The organism is Nigerium sp. (assembly GCF_039811905.1).
Taxonomy (GTDB): domain Bacteria; phylum Actinomycetota; class Actinomycetes; order Propionibacteriales; family Propionibacteriaceae; genus Propioniciclava.
Window position 1 is genome coordinate 1 of the sequence record NZ_JBDHZL010000049.1, and the last position, 18,540, is coordinate 18,540.

At 72.4% G+C, this 18,540-nt stretch carries 18 protein-coding genes; 15 read left to right on the plus strand and 3 right to left on the minus strand.

Going from position 1 to position 18,540, the window contains the following annotated elements:
• Positions 1-293 (plus strand): cytochrome c biogenesis protein CcsA (gene ccsA / locus WMJ97_RS09410; RefSeq protein WP_347348727.1); only part of this gene is annotated, 293 nt, incomplete at its 5' end.
• A gap of 57 nt (positions 294-350) precedes the next feature.
• Positions 351-986 carry a TlpA disulfide reductase family protein gene (locus WMJ97_RS09415; protein ID WP_347348728.1) on the plus strand — a complete coding sequence of 212 codons (636 nt, stop codon included), beginning with the start codon at positions 351-353 and terminating at the stop codon, positions 984-986.
• Between the two features lie 155 nt (positions 987-1,141).
• Here the strand turns inward: WMJ97_RS09415 and WMJ97_RS09420 are convergent, their stop codons facing one another.
• From WMJ97_RS09420 to WMJ97_RS09430, 3 genes are read right to left on the minus strand one after another with little or no spacing between them, the layout of a single operon-like run.
• Positions 1,142-1,804, minus strand: coding sequence for an HAD family phosphatase (locus tag WMJ97_RS09420; protein WP_347348729.1), 663 nt, complete (start codon positions 1,802-1,804; stop codon positions 1,142-1,144).
• 44 nt (positions 1,805-1,848) lie between these two features.
• A complete protein-coding gene (locus WMJ97_RS09425) occupies positions 1,849-3,063 on the minus strand; it encodes a cytochrome P450 (protein ID WP_347348730.1) in 1,215 nt (404 codons plus the stop codon).
• A gap of 25 nt (positions 3,064-3,088) precedes the next feature.
• The gene (locus WMJ97_RS09430) at positions 3,089-3,712 is read right to left on the minus strand and encodes an NUDIX hydrolase (protein WP_347348731.1); all 624 of its coding nucleotides are present in this window, start codon (positions 3,710-3,712) and stop codon (positions 3,089-3,091) included.
• Positions 3,713-4,143: 431 nt separating this feature from the next.
• Between WMJ97_RS09430 and WMJ97_RS09435 the strand changes: the two genes are divergently transcribed.
• The 13 genes from WMJ97_RS09435 to WMJ97_RS09495 all read left to right on the plus strand — a co-directional run bounded on the left by WMJ97_RS09435 (position 4,144) and on the right by WMJ97_RS09495 (position 18,394).
• On the plus strand, positions 4,144-4,773 hold the full coding sequence (locus tag WMJ97_RS09435; protein WP_347348732.1) for an SAF domain-containing protein: 630 nt from the start codon (positions 4,144-4,146) through the stop codon (positions 4,771-4,773).
• On the plus strand, positions 4,770-5,579 hold the full coding sequence (locus WMJ97_RS09440) for a hypothetical protein (RefSeq protein WP_347348733.1): 810 nt from the start codon (positions 4,770-4,772) through the stop codon (positions 5,577-5,579). The genes WMJ97_RS09435 and WMJ97_RS09440 overlap by 4 nt, the downstream gene beginning before the upstream one ends.
• Positions 5,580-5,617: 38 nt before the next feature.
• Positions 5,618-6,991 (plus strand): CpaF/VirB11 family protein, encoded by a 1,374-nt coding sequence (locus WMJ97_RS09445; RefSeq protein WP_347348743.1) that lies wholly within the window; start codon positions 5,618-5,620, stop codon positions 6,989-6,991.
• Positions 6,988-7,848: a type II secretion system F family protein gene (locus WMJ97_RS09450; protein WP_347348734.1), complete on the plus strand. Its 861-nt coding sequence runs from the start codon at positions 6,988-6,990 to the stop codon at positions 7,846-7,848. Before WMJ97_RS09445 ends, WMJ97_RS09450 begins: the two co-directional genes overlap by 4 nt.
• Positions 7,845-8,726, plus strand: coding sequence for a hypothetical protein (locus WMJ97_RS09455; protein ID WP_347348735.1), 882 nt, complete (start codon positions 7,845-7,847; stop codon positions 8,724-8,726). Before WMJ97_RS09450 ends, WMJ97_RS09455 begins: the two co-directional genes overlap by 4 nt.
• 19 nt (positions 8,727-8,745) lie before the next feature.
• On the plus strand, positions 8,746-8,937 hold the full coding sequence (locus WMJ97_RS09460; RefSeq protein WP_347348736.1) for a hypothetical protein: 192 nt from the start codon (positions 8,746-8,748) through the stop codon (positions 8,935-8,937).
• Entirely contained in the window at positions 8,934-9,314 is a 381-nt protein-coding gene (locus tag WMJ97_RS09465; RefSeq protein ID WP_347348737.1) for a TadE family protein, read from the plus strand. Before WMJ97_RS09460 ends, WMJ97_RS09465 begins: the two co-directional genes overlap by 4 nt.
• On the plus strand, positions 9,311-9,739 hold the full coding sequence (locus tag WMJ97_RS09470; RefSeq protein ID WP_347348738.1) for a TadE/TadG family type IV pilus assembly protein: 429 nt from the start codon (positions 9,311-9,313) through the stop codon (positions 9,737-9,739). Before WMJ97_RS09465 ends, WMJ97_RS09470 begins: the two co-directional genes overlap by 4 nt.
• A complete protein-coding gene (locus WMJ97_RS09475) occupies positions 9,739-13,077 on the plus strand; it encodes a LysM peptidoglycan-binding domain-containing protein (RefSeq protein WP_347348739.1) in 3,339 nt (1,112 codons plus the stop codon). Before WMJ97_RS09470 ends, WMJ97_RS09475 begins: the two co-directional genes overlap by 1 nt.
• Before the next feature lie 129 nt (positions 13,078-13,206).
• Entirely contained in the window at positions 13,207-14,898 is a 1,692-nt protein-coding gene (locus WMJ97_RS09480) for a fumarate hydratase (protein ID WP_347348744.1), read from the plus strand.
• 287 nt (positions 14,899-15,185) lie between these two features.
• Positions 15,186-16,739 (plus strand): ferredoxin reductase family protein, encoded by a 1,554-nt coding sequence (locus tag WMJ97_RS09485; protein WP_347348740.1) that lies wholly within the window; start codon positions 15,186-15,188, stop codon positions 16,737-16,739.
• Positions 16,736-17,554: an FMN-binding protein gene (locus tag WMJ97_RS09490; protein WP_347348741.1), complete on the plus strand. Its 819-nt coding sequence runs from the start codon at positions 16,736-16,738 to the stop codon at positions 17,552-17,554. Before WMJ97_RS09485 ends, WMJ97_RS09490 begins: the two co-directional genes overlap by 4 nt.
• 57 nt (positions 17,555-17,611) lie before the next feature.
• On the plus strand, positions 17,612-18,394 hold the full coding sequence (locus WMJ97_RS09495; protein WP_347348742.1) for a DUF4328 domain-containing protein: 783 nt from the start codon (positions 17,612-17,614) through the stop codon (positions 18,392-18,394).
• Positions 18,395-18,540 lie beyond the last annotated feature (146 nt).

Consider the following 18,540-nt stretch of genomic DNA (forward strand, 5'->3'; position numbering starts at 1 on the left):
TGCTCGACGAGATCGGGTATCGGGCCGTCGTGTTCTGCTTCCCGCTGCTGACGGTCATGATCGGACTGGGCGCCGTGTGGGCCGACATCGCGTGGGGCCGCTACTGGAGCTGGGACCCGAAGGAGACGGCGTCCCTGGTGACCTGGCTGATCTACGGCGCCTACCTGCACGCGCGCGTGGTCGCCGACTGGCGTGGGCAGCGGTCCGCGTGGCTGCTCGTGGTTGGCTTCGGCGCGGTCGTGTTCACGTTCCTCGGCAACCACTTCTTCGGCGGCCTGCACTCCTACGGGTAGGCCGACGCGGTGAGCAGTCGTCCGGACGAGCGGAAACGCGACCAGCGAGGGAAACAGATGAAGGAATCGAGCACGCCGGCGAACGTCGTCGACGAGGAGGACGCCGACGCCCCCGGTGCCAAGAAGCGGAACTTCGGCACGTTCGCGATCCTGGGCGCCATCGCGCTGCTGATCATGGTGGGCGTCTACATGATCCAGAAGCCGGGGCAGCAGAACGCGCAAAGCGGCGCCGTCGCGAGCGTCCAGGTGAGCGCGGCCCCCGGGGCCAAGGCGCCCGCCGTGGGCGACGTCGCGCCCGGCTTCACCAGCACGACGCTCGACGGCAAGCGGGTGTCGCTGGCGGAGTTCAAGGGCAAGCCGGTGTGGCTGGCGTTCGGGGCGACGTGGTGCGCGCCCTGCCGCGTGGAGGCGCCCGACATCCAGGCCGCCTACGAGAAGAACAAGGCCAACGGGACGACGATCCTGGCCGTCTACCTCTCCGAGAGCCCCACGGCGGTGCGCGATTACACGTCTCGCGTCGGGCTCACGTACACGCACATCCCCGACCCGCAGACGACGATCGCGGGGGAGTACCAGGTGTCCGGCATCCCGGTGCACTACTTCATCGGGCGTGACGGCGTCGTGAAGAAGGTGCACGTCGGCATCCTGTCGCCCGCGCAGATCCAGGAGAACCTCGCGCTCATCCAGCAGTAACGCGGACGCCGCGCCGCCCAGGCGCGGCCCCGCGGGGGCGTCCCTTTGGTATCGGTGGGTTCGAAGACTGTGGTTTGCTCACGAGGTGTGAGCAAACCACGACGCTGGCCGTGGCGCCGTCGTAAGGGGCGCCGTGGGCGTCTCGGCGGCCCGCGTCAACGCCCCAACGGCTCGACCGTGCGCGCCCAGTCGACGAGTTGTTCCAGGGAGTCGAAGCGCCAGTCGTGCTCGATGGGGGCGTCCGGGAGGGTCGGGATGACGACGGTCGGGATGCCGGCGGCGATCAGGGCGTGCGCGCCGGGCGGGGAGTCTTCGACGCCGAGCGCCTGCGTCGGGTCGGCGCCCAGGCGGTGGCACACCTCGAGGTAGACGTCGGGCGCCGGCTTGGGCTGGGCGACCTCGTCGCCGGAGATCATGACGTCGGCGTACTGCGCGAGGCCGGCGCACTCGAGCTCGATGCGGAGGTTGTCGGGGCGGGCGTTCGAGCCGACGCCGCACGGGACGCGTCCGGCGAGGGCCTCGAGGACGTCGCGGGCCCCCGGCAGCGGGACCGTCTCGGTGCGAAGGCGGCGCTGAGCGATCGTGAGGAGCCGGCGTCCGAGTTCGTCGACGTCGTCGGTGCCGGCGACGCCCGCGAGGACGACGAGGCTGTCGTCCCAGGACGACCCGAGGAGCAGCTTGCGATGCTCGTGGTCGAGGCGGGCGCCGTAGCCGGCGATCACCTCGTGCTCGGACGCGGCCCAGATCGGTTCGGTGTCCACGAGGACCCCGTCGCAGTCGAAGACGACACAGCTGACCCGGGTGGGGAGATCGCGCATGCCCTCATCCTGTCAGGACGCCGCGCCCGCGGGCCAGCCGGCCCTCAGGGGGCGGGGGTCGGCGTCCCGGTGCGCAGCACGAAGTCGCGCAGGGAGTAGCCGGCGATGAGCTCGTCCCACCCCAGGTCGGGCTCGCGGACGACCGTGAGACCCAGCGGCAGCAGCCGCGTGAGCAGCATGTCGGTCTCCTGGATCGCCAGGGAGTTGCCGGGGCACTTGTGGGGGCCGTCGCCGAAGCTCATGACCTCTTCGCCGATGCCGCGCGGCAGGTCGCGGCCCGGACGCAGGGCGAGCGGGGCGTCCCCCACCGTGCGCTCGTCGGCGTTGGCCTGCCGGACGAACAGGTCGATGAGCTCGCCGGCGGCGATCGTGTGGGTCTGGCCGGCGTCCGTGACCTCGAGGGGACGCGTCGCGCGACGGTACAGGTGCCCGACGATGGGCTCCAGCCGCAGGATCTCGTGGAGGATCAGGTAGCGCTCGCGCTCCTCGCCCGCGAGGTAGCGGGCGCGCAGGGCGTCGTCGTCGAGCAGGTGCCAGGTGGCCATCGAGATGAACTCGCGCGTCGTCACCATGCCGGCGGCCCCGTAGGTGACGCACTCGATGAGGATCTCGCGGTCGGTGTAGCCCTGGTCGATCAGGTGGCTGATGACGTCTTCCTGCGCCTCGGCCTTGCGGGCGCGGATGGCCGGGCGCACGTCGAAGAGGTAGAAGGTGGCCATCGGCAGGTTGCCGGTGATGACGGCGCGGAGCTTCTCGAAGCGGTTGCGGCCGCCGTCGGCCTGGGTCGCGTCGAAGGACGGCTGGTCGAAGAACCGCTCCAGCCGCCGGCTCATCGGGCGGATCGGGGAGTCGGTGAGCCCGATCACCTGCGCGGCGACCTCGACGGAGTAGCGCAGGGAGAGCTGGTCGAGCCGGAACGTGTCGGACGCCGTCGCCTCGGCGACCAGTTCGTCGGCGAAGGTCTCCATGAGGTCGCGGTACTTGGTGGAGACGGTCTTGGGGGCGAAGTAGCGGGCGGTCATCGAGCGCTGCTGGCGGTGGGGCTCGCCGTCCATGAACAGGATCGGACGCCTCTTCATCGCCTTCTCGGGGATGGTTTCGGACGCGAACCCGGCCTGGGTGGTCGCGTCGCGTTCACGGAGCACCTGGCGGACGGCCTCGGTGGAGCGGAGGCGCCAGACGCCGTCGTCGTCGCGCTCGACGGCGGGGCGGTTGGCCTCGCCCGGACGAACGGACCTGCGGTCGTTGTCGATCGTCATGTTCGCAGGCTACTGCCCGCGGGTGTTACAGGCTGGGGTTGCGCCATTCCCACAAGGTGCCCGGACGCCCGCGGCCCAGCACGACCTTCTTGTGGCTCACGCCGAGTCCTTTCACCGAAGCCAGGCGACGGTTCAGGTTGCCGCGGTCGGGGGAGGAGCCGGTCAGCGAGCGCGTGATCGCGACGGCCGCCGAGACCGGGAAGGCCGGACCCGTCAGCGCCTGGGTGAACGGGATGTTGCGCCACAGGCGCTCGACGAGCAGCGGCCGGCACTCGGCGACGATGCGGTTGTGGTCGAACGCGAGCTGGGGCACCTCGTCCAGCGGGAACCACTGGGCGTGCCCTTCGCCGTCGCCGACGCCCCACATGGCGATCGACAGGGTGAAGCCGCGCGGATCGCGCGTCGGCTCGTCGAAGACGGTGAGCTGCCCGTGCGCGCGCAGTTCGCAGCCGAGCTTGGCGGCGACGGCGCGCTCGGCGGCGTCCGCGAGGCGCTCGCCCTCCCACAGGACGACGCCCGGCAGCGCGAGCTGGTTGATGTAGGGCTCCGACGCCCGCGGGGCGACGCCGACCTCCACATGGCGGGACGCGGAGTTGTACCGGAGCGTCAGCACGTCGACAGAGACCTTGGAACTGACCGGACCATTCATCGAACGTCTCCAGGATCGGGAACCCCGCCAGGATACCTAGATATTGGTGGGTTCAACAATATTCGCCGGGGTGAGGTGACCCCGGTGTCGGCTCCCCGTCCCCGATCCTGGGGACAACCCTGTTAATCCTGTGGATAACCTTCGCGGGCGACCGGGACGGGCGAATCGGGCTGAGGTTCTGAGATTCCGCAGAAACTGTCGGGACGCCGGCGGGCGTGTCGGGGCGTCCATGACGACGTTCTGGAAACCGCCGGAAAAGATGGCGACAGTCGGTGATTATGCGCATGTTTTTCGGCGTCGCCAGCCCGAAATTCGGGGACAAGAAGTTTTCCACAGATTTCTTGGACCCCCTTTCGGAGGGAGGAAGAACGCCTACATTCATCGACACCCCGCTGAACGTATGAGAAATGGCTGTTGGTTAGGACTTTCGCATGGTTTCACCCCCTGTGGCGCCGGCCCCGCGGCGCGTGCGCGTTCGTCGGAATCCTCGGTGGCTCGCCGTCGGGATTCTGCTGATGGCGCTCGGCGGCCTGGCGTCCGCGTTCCTGTTCATGGCGGCCGCCCAGAACCAACCGGCGTTGAAGGTGAATCGCACGATCTATCGGGGCGAACAGATCAAGGCGTCCGATGTGAGCGTGGTGAGTGTGGGGCGGCTCACCGATGTGCGGGTGATCCCGGGCGACCAGGTGAATGCGGTGGCGAACCGGACTGCGGTGACGGACATTCCGTCGGGTTCGCTGCTGGTCGAAGGGGCGATCGGCGAGGCCGATCTCGCTCCGGGGCTTTCTCGGGTCGGGCTTCGGCTGGCCGACGGCCGGCTGCCGACCAACGGTATGCCGCCGGGCACGCAGGTGCTGCTGGTCGCGACGCCCGACAAGGGGTCGACGTCCGGGTCGCTGCCGGCGTCGGTTCCGGCGACGCTGACGAACGCGCCGACCGTGCAGGCCGACGGCAGCCATGTGGTGGACGTGAACGTTCCGGCGGAGAAGGCGGAGGAGGTCGCGCGGCTGGCTGCGGCCGAGCGCATCGTCGTCGTGAGGCGTGGGCAGGCGGGCCGATGAACGTCGTCGTGGTGTGCAGCGCGAGCGGGTCGCCGGGGGCGTCGGTGACGGCCCTCGGGCTGGCCCTGACGTGGCCGCGCGACGTGCTGCTCGTGGACGCCGACCGGACGCCGTCGCAGTCGATCCTCGCCGGCTACCTGCGCGGGGACGTAGCCCAGGGCCGCGGACTGCCGGGGCTGTTGCAGGCGCACCGCGAGCGGCGTGAGCTCATCGACGCGCTGGAGGAGCAGGCGGTGCCGCTGCCCGAGCCGCCGGCGAGGGGGCGTCCGGCGGAGGGTGAGAAGCCCGTGACGAGGGGGTTCGTGCCGGGGTTCGTCCGGTTGGGCACGATCGACTTGTTCAACCGCGTGTGGCGCGACCTGGCGCTGACCCTCGCCGCGGTTCACCCCGACGTGATCGTGGACGCCGGGCGGCTCGGCGTCGCCGGCCTGCAGCCCGATCTGGCGGAGGTCGCCGACCGGGTGCTGCTGACGTGCCGGTCGTCGCTGCCGTCGCTGGCGGGCGTCCGGATGTACCTGGGGCCGCTGGCCGAGCTGGTGCCCGACGATCGGCTCGGGTTGCTGATGATCGGGCCGGGTCGCCCGTACCCGGCCAAGGAGGTCGCCGAGCAGTTCGGGGTGCCGGTCGCCGCGACGATCCCGTGGGAGCCGCGCGGCGCCGACGACCTGGCCAACGGCAACCCGCTCGGGCCGCGGTGGCGCGGGCAGCGGCTGGCGTCCTCGTACGCGGAGGCGGGGCGGGCGCTGGTGAGCCAGGCGGACGCCCGCCGTGCCGGCGAGCCGGTGGGTGCGGGGGTGGACGCGTGAAGCTGTCGGAGGTGCCCCTGTTCCAGTCCGCGTCGGGGCTGGCGGTCACTCGCGCGGAGGCGGCGGCGTCCCCGGCGACCGAGCGGCTGGTCGAGCGGTCGGAGGTCGAGTGGCCGCTGGTCGTGCTGCTGCGCCGGAAGGCGTCCGAGGAGATCACGCGGGAGGTGGAGGCGTTCGCCGAGCGCTCGGGTCGCGCGATGCCCGAGACCGACCGCCGGCTGCTGGCGCGGTCGGTGCTGCGGCGGGTCGTCCGGGGGTACGCGGAGGAGCAGAGCAACCTCGGCGAGCAGCTTTGGTCGATGGAGACCGAGCGGGCGTACGCGGCGGCCCTGGAGAACGCGATCTTCGGCTACGGGCGGATGCAGCCGCTCTTCGAGATCCCCGGCGCGGAGAACATCGAGATCCACGGCGCCGACTCGGTGATGGTGCAGTTCGGCGACGGCCGGCGCGAAGAGCACCCGCCGGTGGCCGACTCCGACGAGGAGCTCGTGGAGGCGGTGCGGTTCCTCGGCGAATCGGTCACGCCGACCCGCCCCTTCGACGACGCGCACCCGACGATGACGCTGGCGCTGGGCGACCAGTTCCGGCTGCACGCCATCGGGTTCGGGCTGTCGTACAGGCCGTCGGTGACGATCAGGCAGCACGTGCTGACCCGGGTCGACCTGCCCGAGCTCGTCGACGGCGGCATGATGCCCGACGAGCTCGGACGCCTGCTGCACGCCGCGATCCTGGCCCGCAAGTCGGTCGTCATCTCCGGCGACCAGGGTGCCGGCAAGACGACGCTGCTTCGCGCCCTCATCGCATCGATCCCGCACACCGAGCGGTTCGGCACCCTCGAGACCGACTACGAACTCCTCACCCACCTGCAGCCGCACCGGCGCAACATGCTCGCCTTGCAGGCGCGCATCGGCATGGGGGAGCGGCAGGACGGGCGCGCGGTCGGGGAGTTCACGGTCGCCGACCTGATTCCCGAAGCGCTGCGGCAGAACCTGTCCCGCATCGTGGTGGGCGAGGTCCGCGGGGTGGAGGCCGGGGCCATGTTCGAGGCGATGCAGGCGGGCGCGGGCACGTTGTCCACAACCCACAGCCATGACGCGGCGTCCACGATGGATCGTCTGGCAGCCCGGGTGGCGCAGAGCGGCGTCCTCACGATGGACGAGGCGTTCCGTCAGATCGCCCACCACATCCACCTGCTCGTGCACGTCACCCTCCTCGACGACACGTGGCGCGGGGGCACCCGGACGCGGCTGGTGGCCGAGGTCCGCCGGCTCACCGGGGCCATCGAGGGCAACCGGCCCGTCACCCACCTCATCTACCGTGCGGCTACGGAGAACGCCCCCGAGGAGTTCCACCCCGAGCCGGCCTTCCTGGCCGAACTCGAGCCCTACCTGGCGACCTGGAGGGCGACATGAGCCCGGTGCTCGCGGCCGCCGCGGCCATGGTCACGATCGGCGGGCTGCTGCTCGCCGTCGCGGCCTGGCGCGGGGAGATCCCGCAGCGGTCGTCCACACGATCCACAGGCCTGTGGACAAAGGCTGTGGATCAGTACCGCAAACTGACCAGGAGACAGGTCGCGCTCGGGGTGCTGGGCCTCGCCGCCGGGGCGTTCCTGGCCGCGGTGACCGGCTGGCCGATCATGCTGCCCGTCGGCGTCGCGGCGGTCGTCGGGCTGCCCGTGCTGCTCAGCGAGCCTCCGCAGACCGAGCTCCGCCTGCTGGAGGCCCTCGACCGGTGGGTCCGGGTGATGCTCGGCGTGATGTCGACCGGCAAGTCGATCACGGACGCCCTGCGCCTCTCCGTCCGGCAAGCCCCCACCCCGCTCGCCGCGCCGCTCGCGCGGGTCGTGCGCCGGCTGGACGACCGCTGGCCGCCCGCGCAGGCCCTGCTCGCGATGGCCGACGAACTCGACAGCGCGGACGCCGACGCCGTCCTCGCGGCGCTCATGCTCTCCATCCAACGCGGGGGCAGCGGGGCGTCCGGCACGCTGCACGCCCTCGCCGACACGCTGCAGGCCCGCCTCCGCGCGCTCCGCGAGATCGAGGCCGAGCGCTCGAAACCGCGGGCGGTCGTCCGGCAGGTCACGATCATCACGGCCGTCGTGCTGGGCGGTGGGTTGCTCATCGCCCGCGACTTCTTCGCCCCCTACGGCTCGCCGGTCGGGCAGGCGATCCTCGTGACGCTGCTGGCCGTGTACGCAGCCTCCTTGGCGATGCTGCGGCGCATGACCCTGCCGCGCCGCCGCGAGCGGATCCTGAGGTCGGCGTCGTGACCGGCCTGCTCGTCCTCGTGCCCGGGGTCGCCTTCGCGGCCGGGCTCTGCCTGCTCATCGGGGCGTTCCGGCCCCAGCACGTCCGCCTCGACGACGCGCTGGCCGCCCTCGCCGACGCCGGCGACCCGGCGCCGGCGGCGTCCCAGGAGGTGCCGCGCGGCGAACGTGTGGGCGCCTGGTGGGTGCGCCGGCGCGGCTCCGCGGTGAGCGCGGGGCTGCGCAGGCGTCTCCAACTGCAGGGCCGCAGCGTCGAGCGGTTCTACTCCGACAAGCTCGTGGGCGCGTTCGTCGGCTTCGTCGCGCCGATCGCGCTCGGAACCCTGGTGGGGCTCGTGGCCCATGTGGACGCCGTCGTTCCGCTGGTCGCGTCGGTCGCCGGCGGGCTGCTGGGGTTCTTCGCGCCCGACCTGAGGCTGCGGCGCGATGCGGGCGACATCACCGCGGACGCCACGGAGGCGCTCCTGACGTACTTCGACCTCGTCACGCTCGAGCGGCTGGCGAACCAGTCGGCGACGCAGTCGCTGCACGCGGCCGCCGGGCTCAGCGACGCGGCGGTCTTCGCGACGATCCGAGGCGCGCTCGACCGCGCGCGACTCGAGCAGCGGATGCCGTACGCCGAACTCAAAGACGTCGGCCAGTCGCTCGCCCTTCCGGCGCTGGTCGACCTCGCGGACGTGATGCGCCTCGACGAGGCCGGCGCGTCCCTGTCGCAGACCCTGCGAGCCCGCGTCGCCGAGCTGCGGGACGCCCACCTCACCGCGATGAAGATGGCCGCGAACGAGACCTCGGAGCGGATGACCGTCTGGATGGTCCTGCCGAGCCTCGTCTTCGGGCTGATCTTTCTCGCGCCGCCCCTGCTGAAGCTGATCGGATCATGACGGATGAAGGAGAACAACCATGCACCGACTACTGCATTTGATCGTGGGAGTGCTCGTCACCCCGCCCAAGCGCGACGAGCGCGGCCTGTCCCAGTCGACGGAGAACGTCATGCTGCTCACCGGCGCCCTCATCGTCGCCGGGCTGGTCGTGACGGCCGTCGTGAACTTCATTCACGGCAGCCTGTCGCTCACGCTGCCCGCGATGCGGTGACCGGACGCCCGCCGTCCGGCGAGCGGGGGTTCAGCTCGTCGCTGGAGTGGGCGATGCTGATGCCCGTCGTCCTCGCGCTGGTGTTCATCATCATCCAGGTCGGGCTGATGGCGCACGGCCGCACGGTCGCGTTCAACGCCGCCGCCGCGGCGGCCGAGGAGGCGAGCGTGGTGCGTGCGAGCCCGGCGGCCGGCACGGCGGTCGCGCAGCGGCTTGCCGCGCAGGGCGGCCTCGTCGACGTCCAGGTGAGCATCTCCGGGGGCGCCTCCGCCGTGACGGCGCGGGTGACGGGTCGCGTTCCGTCGCTGATCGACCACGGGCACGCGCAGATCTCCGAGCAGGTGACGCGTCCGCGCGAACGGCTGACCCGGCCATGAGCGGCGACGAGCGGGGCATGTCGCCGGCGCTGGAGCTGACCGTGCTCCTGCCCGCCCTGGTGATGCTCATCATGCTCGTCGTCGGGGCGTCGCGCATCTGGTGGGCGCAGTGGAGCGTCCGGGCGGCCGCCGACTCGGCGGCACGGCAGGCGTCCATCTCGAGAACGGCCGGCGAGGCCGTGACCAGCGCGGAGGCGCTGGTGCGGGGCGACGCGGCGTCCTCGGGGCTGCGGTGCTCCGACGGGCTGACCGTCACCGTGGACGCCGCCGGCTTCGGCGTCCCGGTGGGGCAGCCGGCGTCCGTGGGGGCGACGGTGAGGTGCGGCGTCGCGCTGTCGGATCTGTTCCTGCCGGGGTGGCCCGGCACGTACCGGGCGGAGGCGTCCGCGCGCTCCACCCTCGACCGCTATCGCGGGAGGCGATGATGGCTCTGCTGCGTCGGATCGGCTCGTTCCTGGCACTGGCCGCCCTGCTCATCGGCGCTCCCGCCGCGCTGGTGCGGCTCGGCTTCTACGACTGGGGGCGAGTGAGCCTGTGGTCGACGGCGGACGTCCGGGTGCTGCTCGGCGTCCTGACCGTCGTCGGGTGGGCGGCGTGGGCCGCGTTCACGGCGTCGGTGGTGGCGGAGGCGGCGCGGTTCGCGACGTCCGGACGCCTGCGGCCCCGGCTGCCCGGGCTGCGCGCGCCCCAGGCGCTCGCGGGGCTGCTGCTGGCCGGGATGCTGGCGTCCGGGCCGGCGTCGGCGAACGTGGCCCAGGCGCTGCCGGCGGCCGGTGCGGGCGATGCGTCCCCGGGCGGCGTGGTGGGCGGCCGTCCGGGTGGAGAGCCCGCGGGGACGCCCACGAGCGTGGAATCGGGGGCGACGGCCGATGCGGACGCGCTGTTGGTGGACGTGGAGGAGCCCGGCGGGGCAGCCGGCATGGCCGCGGGTGAGGCGCCGGAGGCGTCCCTGGTGCACGTGGTGGACGCCGGCGACGACCTGTGGACCCTCGCCGAGCGCTACTACGGGTCGGGGCAGGAGTGGGCGCGGATCGTCCGGGCGAACCCCGACGTGCTGGCGGAGCCGACGGCGGAGTTGCCCGTCGGCGTCCCGCTGGCGATCGCGGACCCGGTGGAGCACTACGTCGTTCGCAAGGGCGACAGGCTGCGCACGATCGCCGCGCGCGTGCTCGGCGACGAGGCGCGCTGGCCCGAGCTGCGGCGGCTCAACAGCGAGTTGATCTCCGACCCCGACCACATCGAGGTCGGCTGGGTGCTGCGCGTGCCGGCGGGGGAGTTGGCCCGCTCGGGTGGGTCGGCGCGCTCGGGTGGGTCGACGCGGACGCCGAAGGACGCCCGGCCGGCCCCGGCCCCCGCACCGACCCCCACGGCCTCGACGCCCACCCAGCCTCCCGCGCCCGCCGCGCCGGTCGAAGCGGCGACGCCCGACGGCGCCGCACCGACCCCGCTCGGCGACGATCGACGGGCGGAGGGGACGGCCGACCCTCAGAACGATCCTCAGGGGGACCGCCAGAATGCCCCGGCTCCCGCGGGCGCCGACCCGGCCCTCGTCGCCGGCGTCGTCGGGGGCCTGGGGGCGCTCGCCGCCGGGGGCGTCGTGGCCGCGCTGGCGCGCCGACGCCTCGCGACCGCGCGGGCGCGCGGGTTGGGACGCCGCACGGCCGAGGTGTCCGACGAGCTGCGCCGCTTTGAGACGGCGCTCGGGCTGAGGTCGTCCGGGGTGGTCCTGACGCGGGGGTCCGCGCCGCGGCGAGCCCTCGACGAATCGCCCCGGGCTATCGACCAACCGTCCCGAGCCATGAACCAACCGTCCCCAGCCGCGGACGAGTCCGCCGAGACGGCCGAGCGGACGCACCCCGTCGCCGGGCCGGCCCGCGGCGTCCTCGGCCAGCCATCGGAGCCGGCCGCATCCCCGGGGCGGCAGGCGTCCGCCGACACCCTCGACCCGGACGCCGTCGCCACGGCCGTCGCTGCGGCGCTGGGCGAGGCGGCGTCCCGGGGCCGGAACCGCCGGGCGACCCAGCCGGCCGGCGCGACGCGTCCCACCGGCCGCGCCGCCCCCGACGCATCCCTCGATCGCACGGCGCTGATCGCGCGGGTGATGCGCATCCTCGCCGCCGACTGGTGGGCCCGCCGTCGTCCCGCGCCGACGCTGGAGCTCGCGGTCGTGGACGACGCCGGCATCACGTTCTCGTTCGCCGACCCCCCGGACGCCGCCCCCGCCGGGCTGACGCACGACGCCGGACGCATCCGCGCCTCCTGGGACGCCCTGGCCACCCTGCCGGACGCGCGCCACCCCGTCGCCTACCCGGCGCTCGTCACGCTCGGCGCCGACGACGACGGACGCCTCGTCATGGTCGACCTGTGCGCGGCCGGCGTTCTGGGCGTGCGGGGGGCGTCCGCGGAGGCGATCTCGGCGATGCTGGTCGAGCTCACCTGCTCGCCGTGGTCCGACGAGCTGTCGGTGCGGGCGGTGACGCCCGACGACCGGTTCGTCCGGGCGGCGGCGGTGGAGGAGGTCCGCTGCCTGCCCGACGTGGCGTCCGGCCTGCGTGAGGTCGAGCGGCAGGCGGCGCAGCGCCGCGGCCTGCTCGAGTTGTGCGGCGACGCCTACGATGTGCTGCGCCTCGACCCCGACCGCGCGGACGCCTGGGCCCCCTGGGTCGCCGTCTTCGAGCGCCCAGTCACGGCCGAGCAACTGGCGCGGCTGGAGCAGGCCGCCGAGGCCGAGCGCCTGGGCCTCGCGGTCGTCGTCGGCGTCACGGACGACCAGGCCATCGGGGCGGGCGCCTGGTCGGTGAGCGACGACGAGCGGCCGGTCGGCGTCCTCGAACCCGAGGGCCTGACGCTCGCGGCCCAGACCATCCCGCGGCACGCGCTCGAAGCCGTCGCCGACCTGTACGAGCGCGCGGACGCCGTCGACGAGCGCCCCGCCCCCTGGTGGAAGGAGCAGCCCGATGCGGCCCCCACAAGCCCCCCGGCCACGACCAACCCCGACGACGTGAAGGTCGTCACCCTGCGCCCCGCCCGGGCGGCGACCGGGCCGAGGCTGCGGCTGTTCGGGCCGGTCCGGCTTGAGGGCGCCCGCGGGGAAGCACCCTCCCGCGCCGCCGGACGCTGCCTCGAATATTGCGCCTGGCTGCTCACCCACCCGGGCAGCACATCGCTGGACATGTCTCGCGGCCTGTTCATCGCTGACGGCACCCGGCGGTCCAACCTGTCGCGGTTGCGTACCTGGCTCGGGGCGTCGCCCGCAGGCGAGCCGTACCTTCCCGAGGCCCACTCCGGGCGCATCGCCCTCCACCCTGCCGTCTCCTCCGACTGGGCCGAGCTCCAGGCCCTCGTCGCGCGGGGCGTCAACCATGCCGGCGTCGAGCGGCTTCGCGCCGCGCTCGACCTGGTCGAGGGCGCGCCCCTCGCGGACGCCGCCCCCGGTCAGTGGGCGTGGGCCGAGGGCCTGCGCACCGAGATGGCGGCCCTGGTGAGGGACGCCGGGGTCGTCCTCGCCCGCGCGGCCCTGCTCCGGCAGGACGCCGCCCTCGCCCGCCGGGCCTGCGAGCGGGCGCTCGCCGCGGCCCCCGACGACGAGTTGCTGCTGGCCGAACTCATGCGCGCGGCGTCCGCGCTCGGGGACGCCGACGGCGTCCGGTCCGCGGGGCGCCGGTTGGCGTCCCTGGCCGACGACGGTCACGAGCTACGTCCCGAGACCGTCGCCCTGAGTCAGGAGCTGCTCGAAGGACGCCGGCGCACCCGCCGCGCGTGAGGGCCGCGGCGTCCCAGGCGACGGTCGTCACCACGCTCGCGGAGGGCCGGAGCGATCGCGCGCGATAGCCTGCGGCGTCCATCGGGCGATGCGAAGATGAGCACGGCGAAATTGATCGAGGGAGACACGATGGCCGAGTTCTTGTACGAAGACATGTTGCCCCACGGCAAAGATGAAACCCCCTACCGGCTGGTGACCACCGAGGGCATCGAGACGGTCGAAGGCCCCGACGGCATCACGTTTCTGAAGGTCGCCCCCTCCACGCTGGAGGCGCTGGCGGCGGAGGCGTTCCACGACATCGCGTTCTACCTACGTCCGGCGCACCTGAAGCAGGTGCGGAAGATTCTGGACGATCCGGAGGCGTCCGCGAACGACAAGTTCGTCGCGCTCGACCTGCTGAAGAACGCGAACATCGCGGCGGGGGGCGTCCTGCCGATGTGTCAGGACACCGGAACGGCCATCATCAAGGGCGAACGCGGGCAGCATGTGCTGACGGAGGGCACCGACGAGCGCCCGCTCGCGCACGGCGTGTACGACGCGTACACGAAGCTGAACCTGCGCTACAGCCAGAACGCCCCGCTGACGATGTGGGACGAGAAGAACACCGGCACGAACCTGCCCGCCCAGATCGAGCTCTACGCCAACACCGAGCCCGGCCACGAGGCCGAATACAGCTTCCTGTTCATGGCCAAGGGTGGCGGCTCGGCGAACAAGAGCTACCTGTTCCAGGAGACGAAGGCGATCCTCAACCCGGATTCCATGATGAAGTTCCTGGACGAGAAGATCCGCAGCCTCGGCACCGCCGCCTGCCCGCCGTACCACCTCGCGATCGTGATCGGCGGCACGTCGGCGGAGTTCGCGCTGAAGAACGCGAAGTATGCGTCCGCGAAGTACCTCGACACCTTGCCGACGCAGGGTTCGCCGGCCGGGCACGGCTTCCGCGACCTCGAGATGGAGGAGAAGGTGCTCCAGCTCACCCGCGACATGGGCATCGGTGCCCAGTTCGGCGGCAAGTACTTCTGCCACGACGTCCGGGTGGTGCGGCTGCCGCGGCACGGGGCGTCCCTGCCGGTCGCGATCGCGGTCTCGTGCTCCGCCGACCGTCAGTGCCGCGCGAAGATCACCGCCGAGGGCGCGTTCATCGAGCAGCTCGAGCACAACCCCGGCCAGTTCCTGCCCGACACCACGGACGAGGATCTCGACGCCGACAGCCACGGCGTCGCGACCACGGGGAACGGCGGCGTCGTCGAGATCGACCTGAACCAGCCGATGAGCGACATCCTGGCCGAGCTGACGAAATACCCGGTGAAGACGCGGCTGTCGCTCAGCGGGCCGCTCATTGTCGCGCGCGACATCGCGCACGCGAAGATCCGCGAGCGTTTGGACGCCGGCGAAGAGATGCCGCAGTACCTCAAGGACCACCCGGTCTACTACGCCGGGCCCGCGAAGACGCCCGAGGGCATGCCGTCCGGGTCGTTCGGCCCCACGACGGCCGGCCGCATGGACGCCTACGTCGACCGCTTCCAGAGCGTCGGCGGCTCGATGGTGATGCTCGCCAAGGGCAACCGGTCGCAGCAGGTCACGGACGCCTGCGCCGCCCACGGCGGCTTCTACCTCGGCTCCATCGGTGGCCCGGCTGCGCGGCTGGCGCAGGATTGCATCAAGAAGGTCGAGGTGCTCGAGTACCCCGAGCTGGGCATGGAGGCGGTGTGGAAGATCGAAGTTCAGGACTTCCCGGCCTTCATCGTCGTCGACGACAAGGGCAACGACTTCTTCTCCGAGTTCAAGCCCGTGGTGCTGCAGGTGCAGAAGAAGGGCTGACCGCTCGCGCCGGCGCCGTGCCGAGCTGGTGCCCGGCACGGCGCGGGGACGCCGCTCACGTCGGCGCGGAGCGGGCCCACCTCGCAGACCAGAACCTCACCTCGCAGACGAAAACCGACTGTGCGCGTGTTGTGGCACGCGCGAGGTCGGGAAACGTCGTCGACGTGGGATGAATGTCTGCGAGGTGCCCTGGGCGCGCAGGTTCACATCCCCTGGGCCCGCAGGTTCACACACGCACCCCACGCTGATCACAGGTCGCGCACAGGTTCGCGCCCGAGCCTGGGATCATGACAGCGACACTCCCAGACTCCACGCGGGCGCTCACCACGCCCACGCAGGACCCAGAGCCCGACACCCGGAGCCTCCCGCCGGTGATCACCGCGCCCCTGCCGCCTGCCGCGTCGATCCCGACGGTGTCATCCTCCGGGTCGTCGGCGTCCGCGCGGCAGACCGCACCCGCGGCGTCCGGACGAACCGCCTACCGCGCCCAGGGACGCCGGCGTGCTCTGGCGAAGGACGCCCTGACCGTCCTCGCGGTCGTGTCGTTCGCGCTGCCGCTCTCGTTCTTCCTCGCCGACGGCGGCTTCGCCCAACTGACCAGCGGGGTCGCCGGCTTCTACACCGGGCTCGGCATCGTCGCCGGGCTGGTCGCGACGGCGTCCATGGTGCTGATGCTGCTGCTGGCCGCACGCATCCCGGCCATCGACCGCGCGTTCGGCCAGGACCGCGCGGTCAAGCTGCACGCCGACCTCGGCCAGTGGACGTTCGGCGGCCTCCTGATGCACGGCGCCCTCCTGATGATCGGGTACGGCCTGTCCGACGGTCAGAGCCCGGTCGCCGAGTTCTTCGACCTGTTCGGCGGGACGCCCGACTTCGCGCTCGCGGTGGCGTCCGTCGTCGTCCTGACGGCCGTGGCCGTGTCGTCCGTCGTCGCCGTCAAGGCGAAGCTGCCGCACGAGGTGTGGCACGGCATCCACCTGCTGTCGTACGCGGCGGTCGCCCTGGCGATCCCGCACCAGTTCTCCATGGGTGGGCTCTTCGAGTCGGGCCCGGCGCGCGTCTACTGGGCCGCGATGTTCGTCGCGACCGGGTTCGCGCTGCTCACCTGGCGGATCTTCCTGCCGCTCTTCTCCAGCCTCGAGCACCAGCTCGTGGTCACCCACGTGACCCGCGAGGCCCCCGACGTCGTCAGCATCGAGATGACCGGACGCCGCCTCGCCGGCCTCTCCATCGACGCCGGCCAGTACTTCCACTGGCGGTTCCTGGCCCGCCGGTTGTGGTGGCACCAGCACCCGTTCTCGGTGTCCGCGCGCCCGGCCGGCAACACCCTGCGCATCACGGTGTGCAACCTCGGCAACGGCACGGCCGCCCTCATGAACGTGCGCGTCGGCACCCGCGTCTTCTTCGAAGGGCCCTACGGCCTCTTCTCCGACCGCTCCCGGACGGCCGACGACGTCGTCATGGTGGGCGTCGGCATCGGCATCGCGCCCGTGCGCGCCCTGCTCGAGGAGACCGAGTTCGCGCCCGGCCGCGCCACCGTCGTGCTGCGCGCCTCCGCCGACGAGGAGCTGTACCTCTGCCGCGAGATCGAAGCGCTCTGCCGCACCAAGGGTGCGCGGCTCGTCGTGCTCACCGGGCACCGCGGCCGGGACGCCGCCGGCCACGACCTCTGGACGCCCGCCGGCTACGAGCAGGTCCGCCTCGGCGACCTCGCGCCCGACATCGCCCGGGCGGACGTCTATATCTGCGGCCCCCAGGGTGCCGCCGACCTGATCATCGCGGACGCCCGCGCCGCCGGCGTCCCGGCCGACCGCATCCATCAAGAGCGGTTCGCGTGGTGAGCGCCCGAGCGATCGTCGCGTCCGCCGTCGCCGCGCTCGGCGTCCTCGGGCTCGGCTGGCAAGCCGGAACCGCGAACGGCCGGGCCGATGCGCCCGGGCAGCAGGCGTCCGGGGGAGTGGGGACGTCCGAGACCGCACCGACGCCCGGCCAGCGAAACTCCTCGACCGGCGGGACGGGCGGCTCGTCGGTGTCCGACTCCGCCGACCAGAACGCGGACGCCGACCAGAACGCGGACGCCGACCAGAACGCGGACGCCGACCAGAACGCGGACGAGGAGACCTCGGACCAGCAGGCCACCGACGAGGAGGCGGACGACACCGAGGGTCAGGGCCGGCATCGGGGTCCCCGCGGCCACGGCCCCTGGGACGAAGACGGCCCCGGCGGGGGTGCCGGTGAGGGGCCGTCCGGTTCGTCTGGTTCGTCTGGCTCGGGGGGATCGTCTGGTTCGTCCGGCACGGACGCCGGGTCCGGTTCCGGCTCGAGCGAACGCTCGGGTTCCACCAGCGGCTCGACGGGGCTCACGGTCCCGGCGAACGCGTCGGGCACGTTCACCGGCACGACCGAAACCCACCGCTACGGTTCCGTCCGGGTGACGGTCACGCTCGCGAACGGGACGATCACGAAACTGTCGGAGACCGTCCAAAGCGACGGCGACCATCACTCCGAGCGCATCAACGCTGATGCCGTAGTACCCACCCTCAAGCAGGCGATTCTGGCGGCCAACGGCAAAGATGTCAGCGCGATCAGCGGCGCGACCTACACCACGGACGCCTACCTCCAGTCGCTGCAATCGGCGCTCGATCAGGCGACATAGGCGCGCTCCTTCGCCGTAGAAGTGGGCAGGTGACCCTCTTGGAGACATACTGTCGCCATGAGCGGTGTTGTCCTACGCGCGACCCGGTCGCCGGACGAAGGGCTCCCGCGGCTGGCATCCGGCCTCGTCATGCTGTTGGGCCTGTCGGCCCTGCTGGACGCCGTGTACGGCGTTCTCGCCGCCCAGTATGTCGGGCTGGCGGGGGAGTTCTCCGGTGGGTCGGTGAGCGTGGCGGGCGAGCTGGCGGGAACGGCCTCCACGATCGATCTGCTCCGGACCGTCCGCGGCGTCACGCTCCTCTTCGCCTTCGGCTGCTGGCTCGTCTGGCAGCATCGGGTGGCGTCCGAGGGTCGGGTCGACCGCGCGATCTCGCGCCGGACGCCCGGCTGGCAGGTCGCGTCCTGGCTCATCCCCGGCGTGAACCTCACCGCCCCGCTCCGCGACCTGTGCGATCTGGGCCGCGCGCTCCCGCGGCCCGGTGACGCCGGGACGCACCAGGCCGAGCCCCCAGTTCGGGAGAGAGCAGGCCGGGCCCAATCCGACCGGACGCCGCCCGCCGTCGGCCCGCGGGCCCTCCGGGCCGGCTGGTGTTGCCTGCTGGTCGCCGTCGCCCTCGAACTGCTCGGCGAGGGGGCGGTCGCGCGCGCGAGCGGGACCGTTGTGGGTGCCGACCCGGACGCCGTCCTGACGCCGCTGCGCCACGGAGTCGCCCTCGTGGCCGCCGCCCAGGTGCCGGCCGTCGCCGCGCTGGTCGTGGGTGTCCTGGTCGTGAACGACCTGACCGCGCGGGCAACCGCGGTCTCGGCGCCTGTCCGTCGGGCCGTCGCCAGCCGGGTCTGACGCCGGCTCGCGCAGGCGAAACCCCCAGCCAGAGGACATCCGCCGCACAGAAACCCCACAGGATCAGGGCGGAAAGTGGACTCATCAAGCTCGAAGGGAAGAACTGATGAGTACCAAAGCCAAGCTGGCGTCCGCGGCGGCGTCCG